Source organism: Chryseobacterium piperi (genome assembly GCF_002285635.2).
Classification (GTDB): domain Bacteria; phylum Bacteroidota; class Bacteroidia; order Flavobacteriales; family Weeksellaceae; genus Chryseobacterium; species Chryseobacterium piperi.
In genome coordinates, this window is the sequence record NZ_CP023049.2 from 2,814,112 (window position 1) to 2,835,242 (window position 21,131).

At 37.1% G+C, this 21,131-nt stretch carries 18 protein-coding genes and 1 riboswitch; all 18 genes read right to left on the reverse strand.

The window, feature by feature from the left end:
• Positions 1-140: 140 nt before the first annotated feature.
• Positions 141-2,417: a T9SS type A sorting domain-containing protein gene (locus tag CJF12_RS12335; protein ID WP_034680302.1), complete on the reverse strand. Its 2,277-nt coding sequence runs from the start codon at positions 2,415-2,417 to the stop codon at positions 141-143.
• A 33-nt stretch (positions 2,418-2,450) separates the two neighbouring features.
• Positions 2,451-3,644: a hypothetical protein gene (locus CJF12_RS12340; RefSeq protein ID WP_034680305.1), complete on the reverse strand. Its 1,194-nt coding sequence runs from the start codon at positions 3,642-3,644 to the stop codon at positions 2,451-2,453.
• A 13-nt stretch (positions 3,645-3,657) separates the two neighbouring features.
• Complete coding sequence (locus CJF12_RS12345; RefSeq protein ID WP_034680307.1) at positions 3,658-4,794, reverse strand: YncE family protein; 1,137 nt, start codon at positions 4,792-4,794, stop codon at positions 3,658-3,660.
• Entirely contained in the window at positions 4,791-6,818 is a 2,028-nt protein-coding gene (locus tag CJF12_RS12350) for a TonB-dependent receptor plug domain-containing protein (protein ID WP_051887125.1), read from the reverse strand. The genes CJF12_RS12345 and CJF12_RS12350 overlap by 4 nt, the downstream gene beginning before the upstream one ends.
• Positions 6,819-6,932: 114 nt before the next feature.
• A riboswitch (cobalamin riboswitch) is annotated at positions 6,933-7,118 on the reverse strand.
• Between the two features lie 130 nt (positions 7,119-7,248).
• A complete protein-coding gene (locus CJF12_RS12355) occupies positions 7,249-8,268 on the reverse strand; it encodes a cytochrome-c peroxidase (RefSeq protein ID WP_034680310.1) in 1,020 nt (339 codons plus the stop codon).
• A 76-nt stretch (positions 8,269-8,344) separates the two neighbouring features.
• Positions 8,345-9,220, reverse strand: a complete 876-nt coding sequence (locus tag CJF12_RS12360; protein ID WP_034680314.1) for an MbnP family protein — start codon at positions 9,218-9,220, stop codon at positions 8,345-8,347.
• Positions 9,221-9,281: 61 nt separating this feature from the next.
• Positions 9,282-11,261, reverse strand: coding sequence for a TonB-dependent receptor plug domain-containing protein (locus tag CJF12_RS12365; RefSeq protein WP_034680316.1), 1,980 nt, complete (start codon positions 11,259-11,261; stop codon positions 9,282-9,284).
• 3 nt (positions 11,262-11,264) lie between these two features.
• Positions 11,265-12,188: a hypothetical protein gene (locus tag CJF12_RS12370; protein ID WP_034680320.1), complete on the reverse strand. Its 924-nt coding sequence runs from the start codon at positions 12,186-12,188 to the stop codon at positions 11,265-11,267.
• 192 nt (positions 12,189-12,380) lie between these two features.
• Positions 12,381-12,749: a hypothetical protein gene (locus CJF12_RS12375; protein WP_051887126.1), complete on the reverse strand. Its 369-nt coding sequence runs from the start codon at positions 12,747-12,749 to the stop codon at positions 12,381-12,383.
• 3 nt (positions 12,750-12,752) lie between these two features.
• On the reverse strand, positions 12,753-13,427 hold the full coding sequence (locus CJF12_RS12380) for a superoxide dismutase (RefSeq protein ID WP_034680323.1): 675 nt from the start codon (positions 13,425-13,427) through the stop codon (positions 12,753-12,755).
• A gap of 176 nt (positions 13,428-13,603) precedes the next feature.
• Positions 13,604-14,287, reverse strand: coding sequence for an SCO family protein (locus CJF12_RS12385; protein WP_228379024.1), 684 nt, complete (start codon positions 14,285-14,287; stop codon positions 13,604-13,606).
• Positions 14,274-14,549, reverse strand: coding sequence for a YHS domain-containing protein (locus CJF12_RS12390; protein WP_034680325.1), 276 nt, complete (start codon positions 14,547-14,549; stop codon positions 14,274-14,276). The genes CJF12_RS12385 and CJF12_RS12390 overlap by 14 nt, the downstream gene beginning before the upstream one ends.
• Positions 14,550-14,684: 135 nt before the next feature.
• The gene (locus tag CJF12_RS12395) at positions 14,685-15,044 is read right to left on the reverse strand and encodes a hypothetical protein (protein WP_034680327.1); all 360 of its coding nucleotides are present in this window, start codon (positions 15,042-15,044) and stop codon (positions 14,685-14,687) included.
• Positions 15,045-15,225: 181 nt separating this feature from the next.
• Positions 15,226-17,184 carry a heavy metal translocating P-type ATPase gene (locus CJF12_RS12400; RefSeq protein WP_034680330.1) on the reverse strand — a complete coding sequence of 653 codons (1,959 nt, stop codon included), beginning with the start codon at positions 17,182-17,184 and terminating at the stop codon, positions 15,226-15,228.
• 44 nt (positions 17,185-17,228) lie between these two features.
• Entirely contained in the window at positions 17,229-17,648 is a 420-nt protein-coding gene (locus CJF12_RS12405; RefSeq protein WP_034680331.1) for a Fur family transcriptional regulator, read from the reverse strand.
• 19 nt (positions 17,649-17,667) lie between these two features.
• Positions 17,668-18,564 carry a cation diffusion facilitator family transporter gene (locus CJF12_RS12410; RefSeq protein WP_034680852.1) on the reverse strand — a complete coding sequence of 299 codons (897 nt, stop codon included), beginning with the start codon at positions 18,562-18,564 and terminating at the stop codon, positions 17,668-17,670.
• A gap of 23 nt (positions 18,565-18,587) precedes the next feature.
• A complete protein-coding gene (locus tag CJF12_RS12415; protein ID WP_034680333.1) occupies positions 18,588-19,469 on the reverse strand; it encodes a bestrophin family protein in 882 nt (293 codons plus the stop codon).
• Between the two features lie 417 nt (positions 19,470-19,886).
• Complete coding sequence (locus tag CJF12_RS12420) at positions 19,887-21,131, reverse strand: efflux RND transporter periplasmic adaptor subunit (protein WP_034680336.1); 1,245 nt, start codon at positions 21,129-21,131, stop codon at positions 19,887-19,889.

Sequence of the window (21,131 nt, forward strand, 5' to 3'; positions counted from 1 at the left end):
CAATCCATGTAACGACTGAGTCTCTTTTCCGAAACCCTGGTTGTTTACAATCCTTCAGTATTGACCTATACACTATAAAAAACAAACCCCTTCCGTTATGGAAGAGGCCTGCATCTAATTATTAAAAATGATTGGAGAAATTAATTTTTAATAAACTTCTGTTGATAAACTACTTTATCCGTAACCACTTTTAGAATGTACATTCCTTTAGGAAGCATACTCACATTCAATTGTCCACCGTTTAACTGAGCATTAACCGATTTTCCGGAAATATCATAAATAGTAGTATTCAATACTTTATCCTGAGTTTTAATGTTAAGGATATCAGTAGTTGGGTTTGGATAGATTCCCAGTTCAAGCTTTTTAACCTCAGCAGTTCCTAAAGTAGCCATACTTGCATTTACGATAAGTGATTTTTCTACCAGTTTTCCATTTGAATTGAAACTGATCACTACAGTAGCTGTTCCTGTACCTTGTGGCGTTAAAACCAAAACATCATTCGCATTAATTACTGCTTTAACAATACTAGAATTACTATTAGACTTTACCGATTTAACAATAGCTACTGATAAATTATCCATATCGGAAACTACCGTTTTTAGATCAATAGTAGTGGTATTATTCACTGTAGTCTGCGAAGGAAATGCATTACTTACAACAGGAGCGTTGTTATCCGGGAAAACTGTTATTGCCGGGAACCAATAATAGTCATTTAATGTCTTGGTATTGGTTAATGCTCCTGCGTTACTGAAAGTGTGTATCCAGTTTTTCTGGTAATGAGCACCATATCCGCTCTCTGTTGTGTTTAGAATCAGTTCATCAGTTACAGGGTTCACACGTAATGCAGCTCCGTAAGGAATTTGTTTATATGTGCCATCCTGGCCCGGTAATGTTGCAAAGTTTTCATTAAATGTCTTAGAGGTCGCATCAAATTTTACAATCTTGGTTCCCGAAGCAAATGAACTTATAGAGTTGATCCAATATAAAGCATTCTGCTGAGTACTGTAGGTAAGCCTTCCTGCATACCACGCTCCCCAGTCACCGATATATTTCGTTGTAGGAATCGCGTATTCTGTCGTGGCAAAAGTCGCAGGATCGATATTAACCAATTTCTGCTGCTGAATTGCCCAAATGCTACCGTCTTTCGCCTGTACAATAGAATAGAAAGCCCCTGCAATTGTCTGAACTATCGCATTAGTGTTAGGATTAATAACCAGAATTCCTCCATTCTGTGTTACGGCATATACATGCTGAGAAGTGCGAATCATATTTCCGATCTGTCCTTTTCCATTAGTACCTGCAACCAAGCTTCCCACTTGTAAGTTATCGATATCAAATAAGAAAATTCCGGTAGTAGTTCCTATATATCCTTTATGTTCATTAACCCCAAGAAAGGATCTTCCGTCTCCGCCGCCGATCGCGTTAAATCCGGCAATTTTCTGCATCGTTGTAGCATTAGCTACGACAAGTCTTCCTCCAGGTGTATATTGAGTATCCCCGCCGTCAGCAGCTTGTTTTGAAATAAAATAAAACTTATCCCCATAGATCGTACCATACTGTGTTGTTGCTCCAAAAGCCTGATTATTATTAGCGTTACTATATACACGATAGTTAATCTGTCCATTGTTATTTATAAAATTCACAGAACCATTGGTATGCCCAAACCATTCTTCATTCACCATAAAATAACCGTTGGTAAAACTAGTCGGTGCTGAATAAGCTGATACTGGTGTTAATGTTGTTGAAATAGGATGATCTGCCATTCCCGGAGAAAAATTCCAAACATCCCATGAACCATTTTCCAAAACACGGTTGCTGGCTCCTAAACTCGAATATGCAAAATCAGTATCTGTAGGGTTCTTTACCCAATAAGACCAGTATCCGGTTGTCCAGCCTGATTGCCAGTGGTCACTAGCAGCATCCGCAGCTGTGTAGCTGTCAAAATCATAGGCTGTCGTATTGATAATACCATTCACAGGATACAAAGGATAGGTAGCATTTGCATTTTTATAAAGAGCATTTGTACCCTGACCGTTCAGGTCAAAGCCAAGCCCTCCGACAGCAGTTCCGAACGAAGTTCCCTGGTAAAGCAAGGAAAAAAAACGGTGATCTGCCTGCGCAATAGCTTTCAGCATATCTTCTCCGGTAGCAGTTCCGTTCCACCTGAATCCCCAAACCAGGGCATCGGGGGTTTTGCTATCATTCCACTGTACCACAAAAGCTGCTTTATTAGTTCCTGTTCCTACCCAATACTGGATAGCAGAAAAATCAGTCACTGCTGCTGTTGTAGTTTTAAGTTGGTTTTTTAATACCGTACCCTGTTTAATATCATTTCGGGGTACTCCCTGAACCGTTATTTGTGCATTGGTGAAAAATGCAAAAAATAAGAGAAGGGTTAAAAGATAGATCTTTTTCATTTCTAAATAATTTAATACGTTTATTGTTGAATTTTATTTTAAGTACAGATCGTAAGCTCCGGCGACTTCCGTAGAAACCTCACCTAGCCAGCCGGCTTCCTGATTAATCCCCGTGTAAACTTTTATAAAATCTACTCCCGGAAGTTTTACATAATTTCCACTCCTGTCAACCGCCCAAGAAATATCAATATTGGAAGCATCATCATTGTTAGGCGCATTATCAGCATATCCGAAATCGTAGGACTTTCCTATCCAGTAAGATCCAGTTCCACTCTGGTCAATGAAATTATTTTGAATTTTTGTTCCCGTAAAAGCATAAGAAGTATCCGGTATCCATAAAGGAAAGAAACTATGATCATGAAAAGCATTTTTTGTTTTAAATCCTGTATTTCCAAGATTATCCTGCCATTTGATATATTCAATATCTGCCTGCCAAGGATCAGCTCCCGGAACAGGAATTTTATTTTTATTAGGCTTGAAATAAGTAATCGTATAGTTTTTAACAGTCGTGTTTTTAAAATACTCGCTCCCAGCGATTTCATACCATTCATTATCGTCCGGTTTTCCATTTTTATTCCGGTCATAAGCCACCATAATAATTCCCGGCTCACAAGATCCTGATCGGGGCTCATTGGCATTATTTCCCCAAAATGCATTTCCAAGGATTTTAAAATCTCTTCCATTCATATTAGGAATCGTATGATCAAAACCAAAAACCACATAGCCTCCAAAACCACCTAAGCTTATCATTGTAGGATTTGAGCCAATCAAAGATTCTCTTGCTTTTTGTAGCATATTGGCTGCTGTATTACCAGCTTCATATTCCGGAATTTCATTGGTAAACTGTCCTACGGCCGGCCGAAAATCCAATACCGTGGATATGTATTTACTGTAAGATCCGGCTTCTTTATCGACTATAATTTTAGATTGGTATGTTTTCACCTTTCCATTTTGGTCAATCTTTAAAGTCAGGGGATAGGTTTTAGCATAAGGACTGATAAAGTCCAGTTCCGAACTTTCAGAGATAATAGAGTCATTAACACTCCAGGTCATTTTCCCGGAACTATTCGCTGCAATATTTAATACTTTAAAGCGACTGATGGTATATGACTCTTCCAGCCCTTTAAATGGGACTTCTTCATCTCTGTCGCTTTTACATCCTGTTATTCCTATCAGAAGAAAAAGAACAAGTACAGCTTGTGAAATTTTTAAATTACTTCTTTCCATATCATGAATTCAATTATTTATATAAAAAAGCAAAATGAGCCGGGATATTCCCGCCCTCAGTTTTCCACTTAAAGCGTCCATTTTTATTGAAACAATAGACGTAGCCTGTGGATACATAATTCCGGGCATCAGTAAGGTAAATGTCTTCCGTTATAGGATTTACAGCAATACCATAAGGAGCCTTAATAGCATCTACATATTCCTGGTCAATAATTTTATTGGAAATAACCTGTTCGGTTTTTACATCAATAATCCCGAAAGTCTTGGTGTAAGAATGGGTGTTATAATTAAACTCATTTCCATAATAGTACAGCTTGTCATTAACAATGGTCATTTCACTCACTGCCACATGAAAATCTTTTTTCACGGTTCCCGTAGCAGCATCCACCAAATACAAGCTTGACGGAACATTGTAGTAATCTCCTCTGGAGCTGACATACAAGTCTCCATAATTATCCTTTTTAAGACGGTGGAGATTGATCGCTACATTGATTTTCTTCGTCTCCGTAAAGTTGGTAAGATCTATTACAGAAACAGTCTTATCATAGTTCGGAACCATATATCCCCCGGAATTGGCAACAAATAATTGGTTTCCTACGATCTCCATTTCTTCGGGCTGATACCCTACAGTAACCTCTCTTTGTATGGAAAGTGATGTAGTATCGATTTCTACGACTTTCCCTTTAGGTGCATTGGGATTAATATCAACAGGACCGGCATAACTGCTTGCATAAGCCTTTCCCCCTTTGAATTTAATATACCTGCAATTCTGTAACTGAATCGTTTTAATACGTTTAGCTGTTTTAGCGTCCAATACTTCGATTTTATTGGATACATTCACAACTACATACAGCTTGCTTCCATAGATTTGCAGATCATTGCCGACATCTCCCAGCTCCTTTACCACATTCGGGTTTATCTCAGCATAGATATTTCTCCGGTAGCTTCCCGTGGTATAATCAAAAAAGTCCAGGGTGCATTTATTGCTTCCCATATTCCCTTCATTCAGAATATAAAAGCCTTTAATGGCAGTATTTTCCGGCAGTGCAATACCGGTTTCCGTTTCTTCTTTCGGGACGTACTCATCTGTTCTGCATGAAAACAGAAAAAATAAGACAAAAGCAAGAAGGTAAAAGTTTATTTTTTTCATAATGTATAGCTTACAATAAGTTTAAAATTTCTTCCAGGCATAGGATAGTTTCTTACCACATCATAGTGTTGATTCAGAGTATTATTGACTTCCAGGCTTGCTTTCAGCTGATGTGATCGCCAATAAAATGTTCTCTGAACGGATAGATCATGAGTATACCAGGGCCTAACAGCATTGTATTCAATATTGTTTTGTTGAGCATCATATCGTTTCCCGGTATACATGAAACTATAATTAAAACTCCAATCCTTATAATCCGCCATCATCGTAAAGGTTCCTGAATGCCATGGTACATAAGGGATCTGATCCCCGTAATAAGATTCCCCCTTTTCTGTAAAATCCCGCGCACTCTGGTATGTATAACTTACCAAAGGCTTTAATTGCACCTGCCCTAGCTGCAGTTGTGCCTGTACGTTGACATCAGCACCTATAATCTGTACATCCCCCAGGTTCGTCATCATCCATCTGAAAAGATTGGTAGTGGGTACGGCGATAATCTTATTTTCAACCTTGTTATAGTAACCGTCTACTTTTACATAAATATTTTTTAAAACAGGTTGGTTAAAAGATTTCTGATAAGTAAAACCCAAATCATATTGGTTGGTAAATTCCGGTTTAAGAAAAACATTTCCAATCATTGTATAATACAAATCATTAAAGGTTGGCATCCTGAAGATCCTTTTATAAAAAGCCCTTATCATAAAATCTTTGGAAGCCAATGGCTGGTAGCTTAAAAATGCTGAAGGAGTCCATTCTCTTTTATCCGGGGATTTCGAATTACGCTCTACTTTCTCCTGAATAAAGGTTCCTAATACACTTCCTAAAAATTTAAACCGTTTCCATTGGTATGTTGTTGCAAAGGCAACCAACGAAGTATAGCGCGTAGGAAAAGAAAACAGTTTTAAATTCGAATCCAGGTTATTATATTGAAAATCAACATTCGCGCTCACATCCCAATTGGATGTAATGGAATACATATTTGATGATGACAGGTAAACTTCCCTCTGGATGTACTTATTATCTGTCTTTAAAGCTGTTTCTGCTACATTTACCGTGTCCAGATACCTGGTATAGTCATAGGCAAATTTGGCTTTAATCTGTGTTTCCAGCTTTGGAAATATTCTCTTTCTAAAACTGGTCTGCACAAAATAATTCTTATCCAACAGCTTCTGCCCTTTTGGTCCAAAACCATTATTGACGATAGCTGAAGGAATTCCACGATCAGAAATATATCCATATCCCCGGATATTCCAGCTTCCGTTATTCAACAAACCCTGCAAACTGGTTTCAAAACGCTTTGCCGTAATATAAGAATCATATCTTGTGGCCACAGTATCGTTGGCAATGGAACCATCAGGATGTTTTTTCTGATACGTATATTTATATCTCCCATCACTTTGTATAAATTCGGAACTGAAACTGGCAGAGACTTTATTCGAAATTTTTTGCTCCAGGCGAAAAGACGGATTAAAGAGATCTATAGAACTGTTTTTTATCCTGAGAACAAGATTGGTTTTCTTTTTTCCATAAAAGACCGGAGTTTTGGGCTGCAGGTAAATAGAACCCGAAGACCCAAAGTCCTTAGCAGGCTGGAAAATTTCACTTTTCTGACCGTTATACAATGAAATCTCCTCAATATCATCCAATGAAAACTTTCCCAGGTCAATGACTCCATTTTGAGCATTTCCCAACTGGATTCCATCATAAAAAACGCCTACATGCTGGCTTCCCATACTTCGGATATTCACTGTTTTCAATCCACCAATTCCTCCGTAATCTTTGATCTGCACTCCTGAAAAATACCGCAGTGCATCAGCAACAGACTGGCTGTTAAGCCGTTCCAACTGCTCTCCGGAAAGCGTTTGTGCAGGCAGAATTTCTTTAAAATCTTTTTTATAAATATGAACCGGAAGAATAGCTTTTTCCTTTATACTATCTTTTGATTGAGAAAAATACAATTGAGTAACCAGCACAAGAATTGTGATTATTATGTTTCTGGTTGTATTAGTATATTTTGATTCCATTAGCTCCCTGAGAATAATTGTAACGCTAATGGATATAAGAAAGCAGCAACGGTATAGCACAGCAATATACTGTACAAAATCGTTGTTGTCCTAAGCTTTATTCCACGAAAGCGTCAAACTTTAATATTTCCGGCAGGTCTTCTGACTTACTCCATTTTTGAAATCCTTCCCATTAAAAAAACAGTGGATGTATTCTTCAAAAACTTTGGTTTGGAGCTTACAGCAGCGGGTCTGTTCCGGATTTACACCGGATTCCCTTTTAAGAGCCTTTTACAGCTCACCAGATTGCGGCAAAGATAGAAAATTCCCGTAAGAAACAATACTCCATCTAACAAAATGATAATCAACCTGATAAAACAAAACATCCCGTTACAATGTAACAGGATGCTTGCTGATATACCCTTTAAATTCTACAATGGGTAAATTGGATTTACTTTCCTACAAACTTACGGTCACTCAATGTCTTCATAAATAAGATAAGATTAACCTTTTCCTGCTCCGTCAGGGGAATTCTGTTTCCATTGCTCTTAAGGATCGGATCAAGGTTATTGGCATCTAAAACTCCATTATCCAAATAGTCAAGAACAGCTCTCAATGTCGCGAACTGTCCGAAGCTTCCGTAAGGAGCAGTATATTCTACATTTCTTAGAGAAGGAACACGGAAACTCATATAATCTACCGGAAGACCTGTAACCCTGCCGCGCCCAGCTTCATTAGTATCAGGATTCAATGGGAATCCAATATTTCTAAAGCTCTGATCTGTAAATAAAGCAGTACTATGACAGCTGGAACATTTTTGCTGAAAAGTCTGATATCCTTGTGCTTCATTTTCTGTGAAAGAAATCCCTTCATTCCGTTTTACCTGATCATATTTACTATCGGCAGAAATAAGCGTATACTCATATTGAGCAATACTTTTATATATCCTTTCGGGGGTCATCACTTCATCTCCAAATGCTTTTCTGAATAAATCTTTATATGTGGAATCGCCTTTAATTTTACCAATAACTTCCAGAATAGATGACCCCATTTCTTCATGCGTGATAATAGGAACCAATGGTTGTTTTTCAAGCTGGAGTATATTCCCATCCCAGTTATAAAACTTCATAAACAACATGTTTTGGATAGGAGGTGTATTCCGGATTCCTTTTCTCCCCAAAATACCTATTGCTTGTGCATTGGTATCAGCAAAAGCATTAGCCTGAATATGGCAACTGGAGCATGAAACCGTATTATCTGCACTGAGTCTTTTTTCGTTGAATAGCTTCTCTCCCAACTCAACACCATATTTTGTAGGCCTGTTTGAGTTCACCGAATTATTTAGTTCGGGAAAACCTGATGGAATATTCAAAGAGATGTTGGGGTTATCATAAGCAATCGGTTCATAATAGTCATTATTGCATGATATCAACAGTATGACAACCGATAAAATACTTAATATTCTTTTCATTTTAAATGAATTTATTTATACCAACCTGAAAAAGCTTTTTCTTTAGTCCTAAGTTTCAGCTGATGTGGAGATATATTTAGTTTTCTACTTTACTGATCGAAAATATTCCGGTAATATCGCTTGCTCCATTTCCGCCCAGATTATCCACAAATTTGACCATCTGAGCGGCCGTATGAATATTAGGAGTAGCATTTCCATCCATCCCGGTTCCTGTTTTCAGTGTAATCGTATTCGTCTTCCCGCTCAGCAGTTTATCAAAATCTGCTTTAATGATAATTTTAGGAGCTTTATCTCCTACGATTGCATTGGTAGAAAGGCTAAGTGTAATATCTCTATATGCATCGACGCCTTGTGTATAATTACCTTCAGTACCTTTTATGGTGCTTCCTGTATGAATAGACATCTGCTTGTTATCAGTATCAAAGAAGCCTTCGAGTTTTGTAAAGCGATAGCCAGCTCCCCACTCCCACATCATTTGTGTATCATTGGCGCCGGCCTTTGCATAGAATCCTGGAAACCTCACTTGGTCTAAGGTGTTAAGCTCTTTCTTAATTCCTAAACCAAATTTGATGGCCTTATACCCCCCAACAGGTATATCATTGAGAATATAGGCCAGACTTTCCGGTTTTGATTGGTCTATCACTGTTGCCCCTTTATCCAGATCGTTTACTTTATATGGAACCTCATTTCCGTCTGCTTTGATAAGTCGAATATTACTGATGACATATTTCAGTTCTGAAAAATGGTGAACCTGCCCCATTGCTGAAGTGTTTGTTGTTGCTGAAGCAGAAGCTGCACCTCCAAGAACAATAGGAGTATTTTTGAATGTATTATTGAATTCCAACGTCACATTGTTAGCAACAGAATTACGATCACTCCCCTGACAGGAAAAGAGGAACAGTGAAAAAACAGATCCTAGTGACCATAATAAATATTTGTTTAAATTTTTCATTTTAGTTAAATTTTAGTTTGTTATAATAATGTATTGAATAGTAGAGCACCTCATCATCGCATTAAAAACTGAATTTTAAAGACGTAAAGATGTTCCGCCCCATCCTGGGGATATTTCCCCAGTCGGCATAAGTGATGTAGTATTTGTTTAAAAGATTTTCTGCACCAATCTGTAGAACAGTTTTAAATTTGTTGATTTTGAAGGTATAATCTGCGGACAGATTCCATATGGTATAGGCAGCTGTCTGGTCTTCTCCATATTCAGGACTGTAATTGATCTGCATAAAATCACCATTCACGGAAGTCTGGAATCCAAAATCTCCATGTGTAAGATGTACGGAAGTTTGATAACTTAACGGGCGAATGAAAGGTAAATTTCCACCTTTATCATCGGTTCCCCTTGCATAGGTAACAACTCCTTTCCAGTGCAGATTTTGCAAAATATGGTACTCCGCATTCAGAGACATGTTGAAGAGTGTTGCGTAATCCAATGAAGTATATCCCTTCACTCCCACCGACTGATAATTCATCGGACTTCCCATACTTAGAATTCTGCCAATGATATAATTTTGAATATAGAAATAATTTACTTTTGCCTCAATTCCTAACTTCTCATTTTTAAAACCCGCACTCGCGTTGGTTTCATATGAAATTTCATTTTTTAAATTAGGATTTCCTATATAATCGTACCGGTCAAAGCTATTGTAAATGTAATATCCGTAACCTTCCGAAACAGAAGGTGCCCTATGACCATAGCCCGTTCCTATTGAAAAATTAAAATGATCAATATTCAATTGATATCCTGCATGAAGGTTTGGCAGAAATCTCGTTTTTTCCTGAGGTGCTCCTGGATGAAAGATCCAATTGAACTCCACATATTTGGACTTATTGTAATTTAAACCTAAGGATCCTCCGAAATTGAATCGGCTGTGATCTGAAATATCCCATGAATTATTCATAGAAAGGCCGGCATAACGAGTAGTAACCCAAGGCCAGCTATAGGCAAACATGGTCCTCTTACTTCGGTCTTGGGGATACATCCGCATTTCTGCTATAGATAAATTATTATACACATTAAGCTGGATTTCCGAAGAATACTTCTCATTTTTCAAATTCATTTTAGAAAGCAAACCATAAGTTGTACTCCAGCCCGGCATATCCATATGAACCAAATTTTCAGGACGTGCCGTATCATCCATATAGTGCTCAATAGCGTTGTAATAGATCTTTGTATCCCAGGATTTTACCAATCCATTTTCAAATAGCTGCTTATAGGAAGCTGAAGTAATCACTGCCCTGGAAAGCCATAAATCCATCGGCAATGCAGGAAAGCCAACATTTTTCGCCATATCAAAAATAGCATCTACCCTTACAGATGATAATCGGCTTGTTTTATACGCTGCTCCTAATGAAGTATTGAATTTATTATATTGTGAGTGACGTACTTCATCGTTATTCCCATCATAATAATTTCCTGCTTTTCGGAAAGAAATACTTCCATCAGCCACAAGTTTGCTCCCTGAATACGATACATTACCCAAATTGAAAAACTGTTTGTTATTAAACTCAAAACCGGTTTGATATGCCCCACCCCATTTCTTCTGAAGACCAAATGGAGTATTCTTTCTTTTCAGATCAATACTTCCGGCAACGGTTGCTCCATTCAAACTGCCTGCTTGCCCGGATTTTATATCAATCGCAGAAAGGTTATTACTTTCCATATACGAGGTAACGGGATCCATTTTATCTGTACATGCTCCGAAAATATGCATCCCATCAATGGTAACAGTAGAACGCTCTGTACCCATATTATTGAGAAGTGGTTCCCATGCATAAGCGCCCCGTTTTATGAAACTTATCTGATCGGAAGATGCAAGAAACTCATCCACTGAAACGGTTTGTTTCATATTAGTTTCTATCCCCTTTTTGACACTCCCCACTTCTAATTCATCCAGCGTCGTAATACTCTCTCTGGATACCTTTCTGTGTTGAGCATTACCCAAGACTCCCCAAAAAGCCAATGTTATTGCAATCTTTTTCATGGGTTAGAATAGGATGTCAATATACAGTTCACTTTTTGTCCCTTCAACTCCAGGAGTAAAATCAGTTGAAACTTTGGTACCCTTTACAATTTTCCCGTTTTGGTTCTGCATGATAAAGTTTAAAGTCCAACCTCCTGTCATCGTATAATTGACAACGCCATGATACAACCCGTCACTTTTTTGTATCAGATCCTGATTATTAGGTGAGGAATGGTTTCCCATTGAAGGTTCGGGCATTCTGGGATCCAGCAATAAGGTATAACCGCTTACTTCAGCGTAAGAAAACTGTGAAGGATCAGGAAAAGCTCCAGCTGGTCCTGTGGGTTGATTATATTTGTAGATTCCCGCCACCAATTGATTTTCTGCAACTTTTGGTCTTTGTGGTGACACTAATGCAATAAAGTATTGTTCACCGTCATTCCCTTTAAATGCAGTCATATTCAGATTTTTGTTGCTTTGCACTTGTACGGAAATATCTTTATTTACCTTATAAGTTTGATTGTTAGCCGTGAAACTGATATAGAGTTTCCAACTGGACATGGTGTTACTTTCGTTTGTAAATACAGAATAGCCCGAGTAATATTGACTCGTAGGTTTATATTCCAAGTTATATTTGTGAGGGCCTGATGTTTTACTGCCATCGGAATGAGTCATGACAGGCAAAAAGGTCACTTTCGATGAACTTACCTTTTCATTGGTCTGGGTATTGATAATTTTCAGACGGATTTCGTTATAGCCTTTATAAAAGGTTCCGTTTAATGTTTCAATACTTATTGTATAATTCCCGCTATTAATAACGACTACCTCTTTAAAATCATAATGTTCCGTAACTACTGTGCTTATTTCAGCTTCGTAATCCGTCTTATCAAGAGTACAGGAAATAGCCGTGAAAAATATTCCAATTATAAAAAAATTAAAAATTTTCATTGTTGATTTTTTAAGTTGAATAAAGATTGGGACACAGAAATTCAGTCTGAACTTCTGTATATCCAAGTTTTTGAGCCTCAAAAGCAATCGTTTTTTACCACTTTAAAAAACTAAAGTGAATAACAAAGCACGATAAGAACTTTAAATGTATTTAAAGCCTTACCTCTTTTCAGGTCAAGATTTATAGAAAACTTAAAAAACCGGGGGTCTGAAAATATGTTTCAGAAACAAAAAAGAATAATTTGTTTCATAGATAAAACTGAAACGGGTATGATATTTTGTATTTGTGTTCTTTATCTCAGTGATTTCGGGAAGTATGTAGATATCCAGAACCTTCTGTCCTGAACTTTTCCCCTTAGAAAATGGAGTAGATTCTGTATCATTGGTCTTGGCCAATTCTTTACTCAGATAGCATTTACCATTACAGTGAATCTCGGGTTTATCTTTATTGATACATAAAGTCTCAACGATATAATTATAATTTGCAACATACTCCATAATGGGGATCAGAGGCCTGAACACCATATAAAAAGTAAGGAATATGCTGCAAATTAAATTCATGAATTATTTCTTGCTTACAGCATTTTCATATCTTTTGCTTACTTCTTTCCAGTTCAATACATTCCAGATAGCAGTAAGATAGTCAGCTCTCTTATTTTGATACTTCAAATAATAAGCATGCTCCCAAACATCAATTCCTAGAATCGGAGTTCCTTTTTCTTCTACTACATCCATCAAAGGGTTGTCCTGATTCGGAGTTGAAGAAACAAATAATTTTCCGTTCTTATCTACAGAAAGCCATGCCCATCCGGAACCGAAACGATCTGCTCCTGCCTTGCTCATCTTTTCTTTAAAAGCATCCATGCTACCGAAAGTTCCAGTAATAGCTTTTGACAGTTTTGCAGAAGGCTGTGTATTTTTTTCCGGCGTCAACATTGTCCAGAAAAGCTCATGATTGTAGTGCCCACCTGCATTATTTCTAATGGTAGGACTCAGGGTAGAAACTTTAGAAAGAATTTGGAATAAAGTCTCTTTTTCCTGAGGAGTTCCTGCAATAGCCTTATTCAAATTACTGACATATCCTGCTGCATGTTTTGTGTAATGAATTTCCATTGTCTGCGCATCAATAGAGCCTTCTAAAGCATTGTACGCATAAGACAGTGGAGTCTGTTTAAATTGCGCAAAAGCAAATTGCGCCGCTAGTACTGCACTTAAAGCAGCTATTTTCATAATCTTCATAATGTTTTGTATTTATGGTTTAACAATGTTTTTTTATTCGGTTGGAAGAGGGAAGATGGATGCTGGAAGTCATTTGCATCAAAGTATCAGTTCTTCAACTTCTATTTACTTTTACATCTAAATCAAAAAAACTCTAGAGCTTCATAATCCGGAATCACTTCCTGCCTCTCTCCTCCTTATTTCAATAATTTCTTAATATCTTCAACCAGTTTTTCTCTGTCGGGGTGGTATTTCCCCGTAAGCTGGGCTATTTTTCCTTCAGGATCCTGATAATTAAGCCCTGAGTAATACAGAATCGGCATATTATCTTTATTGTATCTGCATCGGATATTTCCATCCTGGTCTACCAGTGCAATCATTCCGCTATGGTTAAGACTTTCTCCTTTATCTTCTTTATCTCCTACGTAAATATTAAATTGATCCGCCAGATTTCCTATATAGGTTCTGTCTCCTGTAAGAAAATGCCAGTTGGGAGACTTCACTCCAATTCTTTTAGCATGTTGTTTTAAAGTTTCAGGAGTATCGTTTTCAGGATCGATACTTATTGATACAATCCCAAATTCAGGATTGTTGATTTCTTCTTCAATGGCCTTCATATTGCTGTTCATTACAGGACATATAGTAGGACATTTACTAAAGAAAAATTCTACGAGGTACACTTTTCCCAACATATCTTTGTTGGTTATTTTTTTATTGTTCTGATCCGTCAGTTCGAAATCAGGAACCTTCATTACCGTATAAAGGTTATTTTTAAAGTAGCTCATCCCAAATCCAACTCCCAGAAAGATCAATGCAATTACAGCAATTGGAATTATAATTTTACTTTTAGTATTTTTTGTTGGTTTTTTATTCTTGGACATACTTTTCAGGATTTTTATTGAACTCGTCCTTACAGTAAGCACTGCAAAAACCATACTCCTTATTTTTATACGTTGCAGTAAACTTTAAATAATCTGCAGTCTTCATGTGGCATACAGGATCTTCAGCGTTCACCACTTTTACGTTTTTCAGATTTTCCTTTGGGGTGACCATACTTTTACTATGCTTTACTTTAGGGGTTTCCTTAGCACAAGAGAATAATGATATAGACAGAAGAACTGCCAAAATGAGTTGATGTTTCATCGGATTGAAATGAAATTAATAATGATACGAAATACATCGGGGCAAAATTAAACGATAGAAAATCACTGAATCATCTTATAAACATTCAATAATGAATGCAATAAAAAGTCAGTAAGGGCTATCGTTTTATCGTCATTATCCTAAAGGAGGGTGGAATACTCTTGAAAAATATTCTGAAGGGTAAGAATTACAATAGTTTGAATTGAAAGTCTTTTTTAAAAAGTCAAATCCTCTTCCCCCTGAAAATGAAAGAATTTCATTGGAAAGAAAAACATCCAGGACAGAGATCTTAATTGTCTGCGGACCAGACTGTTTTTCGGTCTTTGCCAGTTCTTTTTCAACGTAGCATTTTCCTTTACAGGTAGATTGAAGATTAGCTCTGTTTTCACATAAATTCTTCACAATGTAGTCATAATTGACTGCATAATTAATCAACGGCAATACCGGACGTATTGCTATTGTAAAAATAATGAATATGGATATGAAAAATTTCAATTCTTAAATCTCTCCCACAAATATACTACTCAAAATGATCATTTGCTTAATTTATGATGAAAGTCATTGATAATTTTTTGAAAAAATAAAGACTCTGCTAAAATTAGCAGAGCCTCTATTTTGAAATTGTATAGTTAGCTTTAAAGTTAATTAATGGCAGTTAACTTTTTTGCTTAAGCTATTAAAATTTCATCCTTTGTATTCTTACGGCATTTAAAATCGCTATTAAAGAAACCCCTACATCTGCAAATACTGCCTCCCACATCGTTGCCAAACCACCTGCTCCAAGAATTAAAACAATTCCTTTTACCACAAATGCTAGAATGATATTCTGCCATACAATCTGCTTAGTTTTTTTCCCAATATTGATTGCCATTGGAATTTTACTTGGCATATCATCCTGGATTACCACATCGGCAGTTTCAATCGTTGCATCACTTCCTAGTCCACCCATTGCAATTCCTACATCACTCAGTGCTACCACCGGTGCATCATTTACTCCATCTCCAACAAAAGCAACGGTTTCGTTTTTTGCTTTGATTTCTTTTACTTTATTTACCTTATCTTCAGGAAGCAAATCTCCGTAGGCATTCTGAATTCCCAAAGTGTCTGCTACGTATTTTACTACTGAACTTTTATCACCACTCAACATCGTGGTTTTTATATTTAACGCTTTTAACTTGTTGATTGTTATTTGCGCATCTTCCTTAATAGTATCTGCGATAGTAATGTATCCGACAAACTTATTATCATAACCCACAGCAATCAGGGTATAAACAATATTATCAGGATTGATATCGTATTGGATATTAAACTTATCCATTAGTTTAAAGTTTCCAACCAGCAATTCTTTTCCGTTAATCGTTGCTTTCAATCCATGCCCTGCAATCTCTTCTACATTTTCCAACGGAACCGAGTGATCTATTTCTCCCACATATTCATGAATAGCAGTAGCTACCGGGTGGGTACTCTGACTTTCCAGAACATTAACAAGTCTCAATATTTCAGGCTTATCAAATTCAGGCTTAAAGTCTACTTCCTGTACCTGGAAGACTCCTTCTGTCATCGTCCCTGTTTTATCCATTACCACGTTCTGAATACTGGCAAGGGCATCTAAGAAATTACTTCCTTTAAACAAGATCCCATTTCGGCTTCCTGCTCCGATTCCTCCAAAATATCCTAATGGGATAGAGATCACCAAAGCACATGGACAAGAAATTACCAGGAATACCAAAGCTCTGTATAACCAGTCTTTAAATTGATAATCTGCTACAAAAAAGTATGGCAGTAAGGCGATCGCTATAGCAAGTACTACAACAATCGGAGTATATACTTTTGCGAATTTTCTAATGAATAACTCTGTAGGCGCTTTCTGAGCTGTTGCATTCTGAACCAGCTCTAAAATTTTACTCAGTTTACTATCCTGATAAGCTGTAGTCACCTTTACCTGACTTACAGTGTTCAGATTAATCATCCCTGCCAGAACAGTATCTCCTTTTGCTTTGGTATCAGGCTTACTTTCTCCGGTAAGTGCAGCTGTATTAAATGAAGCTGATTCTGATAGCAGTTCACCATCCAAACCTAGTTTTTCACCGGATTTCAACTGAATGATTTCTCCAATTCCTACTTTTTCTGCTTTTATCGTTTGGGGTTGACCATCTTTTATAATGGTAACCTCATCAGGACGCTGATCAAGCAAAGATTTGATGTTACTTTTTGCTCTTGTAACCGCCAGGGTCTGAAAAACTTCTCCGACTGCATAAAACAACATTACTGCTACTCCTTCAGGATATTGGGCAATAATAAATGCACCTATCGTTGCAATTCCCATCAAAAAAAACTCTGAGAATACATCACCTTTGGTAATGCTTTCGTATGCTTCTCTTAATACGGGAAGTCCTACCGGTGCGTATGCCGCGGAATACCAGACAATACGAGCCCATCCTGTAAACCATTCCGTTTTTATGTAATTATCTAAAATAACTCCTATAATCAATAAAACAAAGGAAATAATAGCAGGAAGAAACAACTGGAACATTGTTTTATCTGAAGAATCATGAGAGTGACCATGGTCATGACCATCTCCTTCAAAGTGGGCCTTCTCTATTTCCTGAGATTTTATATTACTATTTTTTTCCATAACTTATAATTTTCATCAAAAATAAACTTAAAATACATGCAACACTATTGCAAATTCTCGAGACAGCTTTCACAAATACCCTTTGCAAAAAGTCTTACCTCATCAATCCTGAAATTGGTCTTGATATTTGAAGGAAATGAGATATCTTCTTTGCAAGTCGTTTGCTTACAGATTTTACAATAAAAGTGCAAATGCCAGTCTTTATGTGTTTTTTCATCGCAATCATCATCACAAAGCCTATACTTGGTTGTCGTATTTTCCTGTATGCTGTGAACAATTCCTTTCTCCTCGAAGGTTTTCAGCGTTCGGTAAATTGTAGTACGATCTGCATTCTCAAAATAATCTTCAATTTCAGATAATGACAATGCCACTTCCTGGGAGCTTAAAAAGTCATACACCAGGATCCTCATACTTGTAGGCTTGGTATTCTTATCAATGAGTTTATCTTCGATGTGTTTCTTCATTTATATTTATATATTGTATTTAAAAGTGCACTTCACCTTCTTTATATCCTTCTTCTTCGATCTGAAAAGTAGTATGGGTGATTTTAAAATTGTTGACTGCCTCATCGGTCAAATTTTTCAACAATTCATTATGAGCAGAGGAATTGTCTCTGACAACATGTGCACTCATTGCATTAACCCCGGATGTAAGTGACCAGACATGCAGATCATGTAATCCTTTCACCCCTGGAACCTGTTCTAATGATTGACGTAATTTATTAATATCCACATCTTTGGGTGTACTCTCGAGTAAAACATCGATTGCTTCCCTCAGAAGACGCCATGTCCTTGGAAAAATCAACAATCCGATTGCAGCTGAAATCAGTGGATCTGCATAATACCAATTAGTAGTGAGCATAATAACCCCGGCAATCATTACCCCAACCGAGGTAAGCATATCTGAAAGCACCTCGAAATAAGCTCCTTTCATATTAAGACTCGCTTCTGAGTCTTTCCTAAGGATCAGCATTCCTACAACATTTACCAACAGACCTATACCTGCTACAATCAGCATTGATTTGCTTTGTACTTCCGGTGGATTCTGGAATCGTTGATAAGCTTCATACAACACATATAAGGAAATACCTAACAATACTACAGCATTAATGACTGCAGCTAATATTTCCGTCCGGTAATAGCCATACGTTTTTTTAGGATTTGCTTTCCGTTCTCCAATCTTTATTGCAATAAACGCCAAAAGCAAACCGACAACATCAGTAAGCATGTGCGCAGCATCGGCCAGTAAAGCGAGGCTATTGGTAAGGATCCCACCGACAACCTCAGCAATAAGATAGGTTCCGCTTAGCACAACTACAATCAAAAGATTCTTCTTGTGCTTACTTGCTGCAGAAAGGGTTTGAGTGTTTTTTTCGTTCATCATTCACAGTTATTTGTATTATATTACATTTCGTAGTATAAAGGATTTTCCGGCTTCATCGGGACATTTTGTTCCCCTATCATTTGTCTTAAATTAATTTCTATCGTTTGTGCCAATGAAGTCATCGGTGTATCTACAGGACTATTTTCAAATGGATCCTGCATGATAATAGAGGTTCTTTCTATAGCAATAAACATAGTAGGAACCAAAAATGTGATCACCACTTCTACAATCAGTTGACGATCGTCTAATCCAAAAGGCAGGATCGCAGCAAACACATAGATTAAAATGTGTACCAAAATACTGTATGATCTAGGGAAAACCGTATTTTTTAATCTTTCACATTTCCCCATACTATCGCATAATTTTGTAACCGCCTCGTTTAACTGCAATTGTTGAAATTCCGTAATTGATTTTGAAGCCGTAATTTCTCTAATCTGTTTGGAGTGTTCATCCAGCAATGCATTGGGAATATTTAATGCTGAAATTTTATGAGTATCCAAATATTCCTGTACCCGTGGCGAAAAAGGAAGCCTCCTTAACGATTCGCCGAGAGCATAATTCCAAATGATCTGTCTTTCCGCGAATTCTTTTACCGCTTTGCCATCCCCATCCGGAAGAAATTGTGTGACTAATCTCACAAGAGTCCGCGAATCATTGACGATCGCTCCCCATACAATTCTTGCTTCCCACCATCTTTCATAAGATTGCGAGGTCCGGAAGGCTAATAGTAAAGACACTGCTGTTCCTATAAGTGCCGGAATATTTAACGGAAGTGATATTTTACGAAATCCGGGAAGTAAATCTAAAAGTCCTATACATACGGCAAATAAACCAACAAATAAAACCTGCGATTTTATCTCATTGATGAAATACCAAATGGATACCTTTTTATTTAATAACATAAATTTCTTTTTTTAAATTTTTAAACTATTAAGATCTGTTGTTTTCTGAAAATTTAGTTTGCATTTTAAGAACTACATTCATCATCATTGTTATGATGCTTCCGAAAAATTATAGCAACTCTAAGTTAGGAATAAAAATGATCCCTTATCCGTCAAGGTTATATATTTTCTCAAAAAAATCCTTTCCGGAAGTTGCTCTTTGCATCTATAATCCTCTCATAATAATATAGTTGTTACAACAGTCTTTAATTTGGTTTGTATAGAAACAACTCAACCGATAAATAAGATACCTATCGGTAAAGTGCTTCTATATTTGAATAGCCGTTTCCCTGTTTTTCAAGTTCTTCTTTTTAAGCCATTTTACCAAATATTAAAATATACTGACGCTTTTGTGTTTCTTTTTATTGGCCCTGTTTACTAATCATGTTCTCCTCCATTGACCAATTTAGCATTAATAAAGAATGCACTCTTTACTACTATTTTTGTGCCTGGTGCAATGTTAGTAACCGGTGTTATTGCCGTATATCCCATATCTGAAGATCCTTTTACCACTTCTGTTTTTTCAAAATTTATGGTTTTAACCTCCTTTTTGGGTTGGGCTGGTTTGGCTTCTTCTTCGTCATGATCTTCTTCCGGCTTTTTATCAGTCTCTACGAAAACATAAAACTTCCCGTCCGCCTCTACAATAGCTTCATTCGGAACGGCAGGAGTAGTTGTTTGTTCAAGACTCACAATTCCGGTAATGCTCATTCCGTCTATTAAGCCTGCTCTATTTCCTATCACATTGCAGTGTACGGAAATTGTTTTACTTTCATTTTCAAAAGATGAGCCTATGCTGTACACTTTTGCATCATATTCTGTTTCAGGATTGTTGGTCAGATTAAAATGAACAATTTGTCCTACTCTCATTTTCGGAAGATCTTTTTCATACACCTGTAAATCCAAATGGATGGATTGATTATCAATTACTTCAGCCACAGGGGATGAAACATCTACATAACTTCCTATTTGTGCAGAAATGCTGCTGACAGTTCCATTGATCGGAGATGTTATCACCAAACCGGATCTCATGTTCGTATTGTTAACAGCACCGGGGCTTATTCCCATCATTTGAAGTTGTCTCAATAACGAAGCTCTTCTCGTTCTTAATGCTTTTAGCTCGGCATCAGAACTCTGTAAATTCTTCTTTGCTCCGGCATCATTATCAAAGAGTTCTCTTTGTCTTCTGTATTCCTGTTCTGCAAAAGTAATTCTGCTATTGGTCGTAAGATAGTCTTCCTGCAACCTAATAAATTCCGGATTGGCAATAGTAGCAATCACCTGCCCTTTCCTTACCTCACTTCCTACCTGCACGGTAAGCGTCTTAATAATCCCCCCGTACAAAGAGGTGATCCTGGCTTTACTATTATTGGGAACACTTAGGGTACCATTGGCTTTAACCGTAGAAGTTAAATCCTTCATTTCAACGGTTCCCATCATAATTCCAACGGCTTTTATTTGTTCCTCCGTTAATGAAGCGATCATTTGAGGAGCATCTGCCGGTTTCTCGGCTTTTTGCACTGTTTTCTCCGGAGTTTTTTCAGCGGTCTCTTCTTTTTTCCCACAGCTAATGGCTAATAAAGAAAGAGTGATACAATATATGATGATATGTTTTTTTCTCAT

Excerpts from the sequence above, each read along its gene's own strand:
- CJF12_RS12335 (WP_034680302.1), bottom strand. The coding sequence starts at position 2,417 with ATGAAAAAGATCTATCTTTTAACCCTTCTCTTATTTTTTGCATTTTTC.
- CJF12_RS12340 (WP_034680305.1), bottom strand. The coding sequence starts at position 3,644 with ATGGAAAGAAGTAATTTAAAAATTTCACAAGCTGTACTTGTTCTTTTT.
- CJF12_RS12345 (WP_034680307.1), bottom strand. The coding sequence starts at position 4,794 with ATGAAAAAAATAAACTTTTACCTTCTTGCTTTTGTCTTATTTTTTCTG.
- CJF12_RS12350 (WP_051887125.1), bottom strand. The coding sequence starts at position 6,818 with ATGGAATCAAAATATACTAATACAACCAGAAACATAATAATCACAATT.
- CJF12_RS12355 (WP_034680310.1), bottom strand. The coding sequence starts at position 8,268 with ATGAAAAGAATATTAAGTATTTTATCGGTTGTCATACTGTTGATATCA.
- CJF12_RS12360 (WP_034680314.1), bottom strand. The coding sequence starts at position 9,220 with ATGAAAAATTTAAACAAATATTTATTATGGTCACTAGGATCTGTTTTT.
- CJF12_RS12365 (WP_034680316.1), bottom strand. The coding sequence starts at position 11,261 with ATGAAAAAGATTGCAATAACATTGGCTTTTTGGGGAGTCTTGGGTAAT.
- CJF12_RS12370 (WP_034680320.1), bottom strand. The coding sequence starts at position 12,188 with ATGAAAATTTTTAATTTTTTTATAATTGGAATATTTTTCACGGCTATT.
- CJF12_RS12375 (WP_051887126.1), bottom strand. The coding sequence starts at position 12,749 with ATGAATTTAATTTGCAGCATATTCCTTACTTTTTATATGGTGTTCAGG.
- CJF12_RS12380 (WP_034680323.1), bottom strand. The coding sequence starts at position 13,427 with ATGAAGATTATGAAAATAGCTGCTTTAAGTGCAGTACTAGCGGCGCAA.
- CJF12_RS12385 (WP_228379024.1), bottom strand. The coding sequence starts at position 14,287 with ATGTCCAAGAATAAAAAACCAACAAAAAATACTAAAAGTAAAATTATA.
- CJF12_RS12390 (WP_034680325.1), bottom strand. The coding sequence starts at position 14,549 with ATGAAACATCAACTCATTTTGGCAGTTCTTCTGTCTATATCATTATTC.
- CJF12_RS12400 (WP_034680330.1), bottom strand. The coding sequence starts at position 17,184 with ATGGAAAAAAATAGTAATATAAAATCTCAGGAAATAGAGAAGGCCCAC.
- CJF12_RS12405 (WP_034680331.1), bottom strand. The coding sequence starts at position 17,648 with ATGAAGAAACACATCGAAGATAAACTCATTGATAAGAATACCAAGCCT.
- CJF12_RS12410 (WP_034680852.1), bottom strand. The coding sequence starts at position 18,564 with ATGAACGAAAAAAACACTCAAACCCTTTCTGCAGCAAGTAAGCACAAG.
- CJF12_RS12415 (WP_034680333.1), bottom strand. The coding sequence starts at position 19,469 with ATGTTATTAAATAAAAAGGTATCCATTTGGTATTTCATCAATGAGATA.
- CJF12_RS12420 (WP_034680336.1), bottom strand. The coding sequence starts at position 21,131 with ATGAGAAAAAAACATATCATCATATATTGTATCACTCTTTCTTTATTA.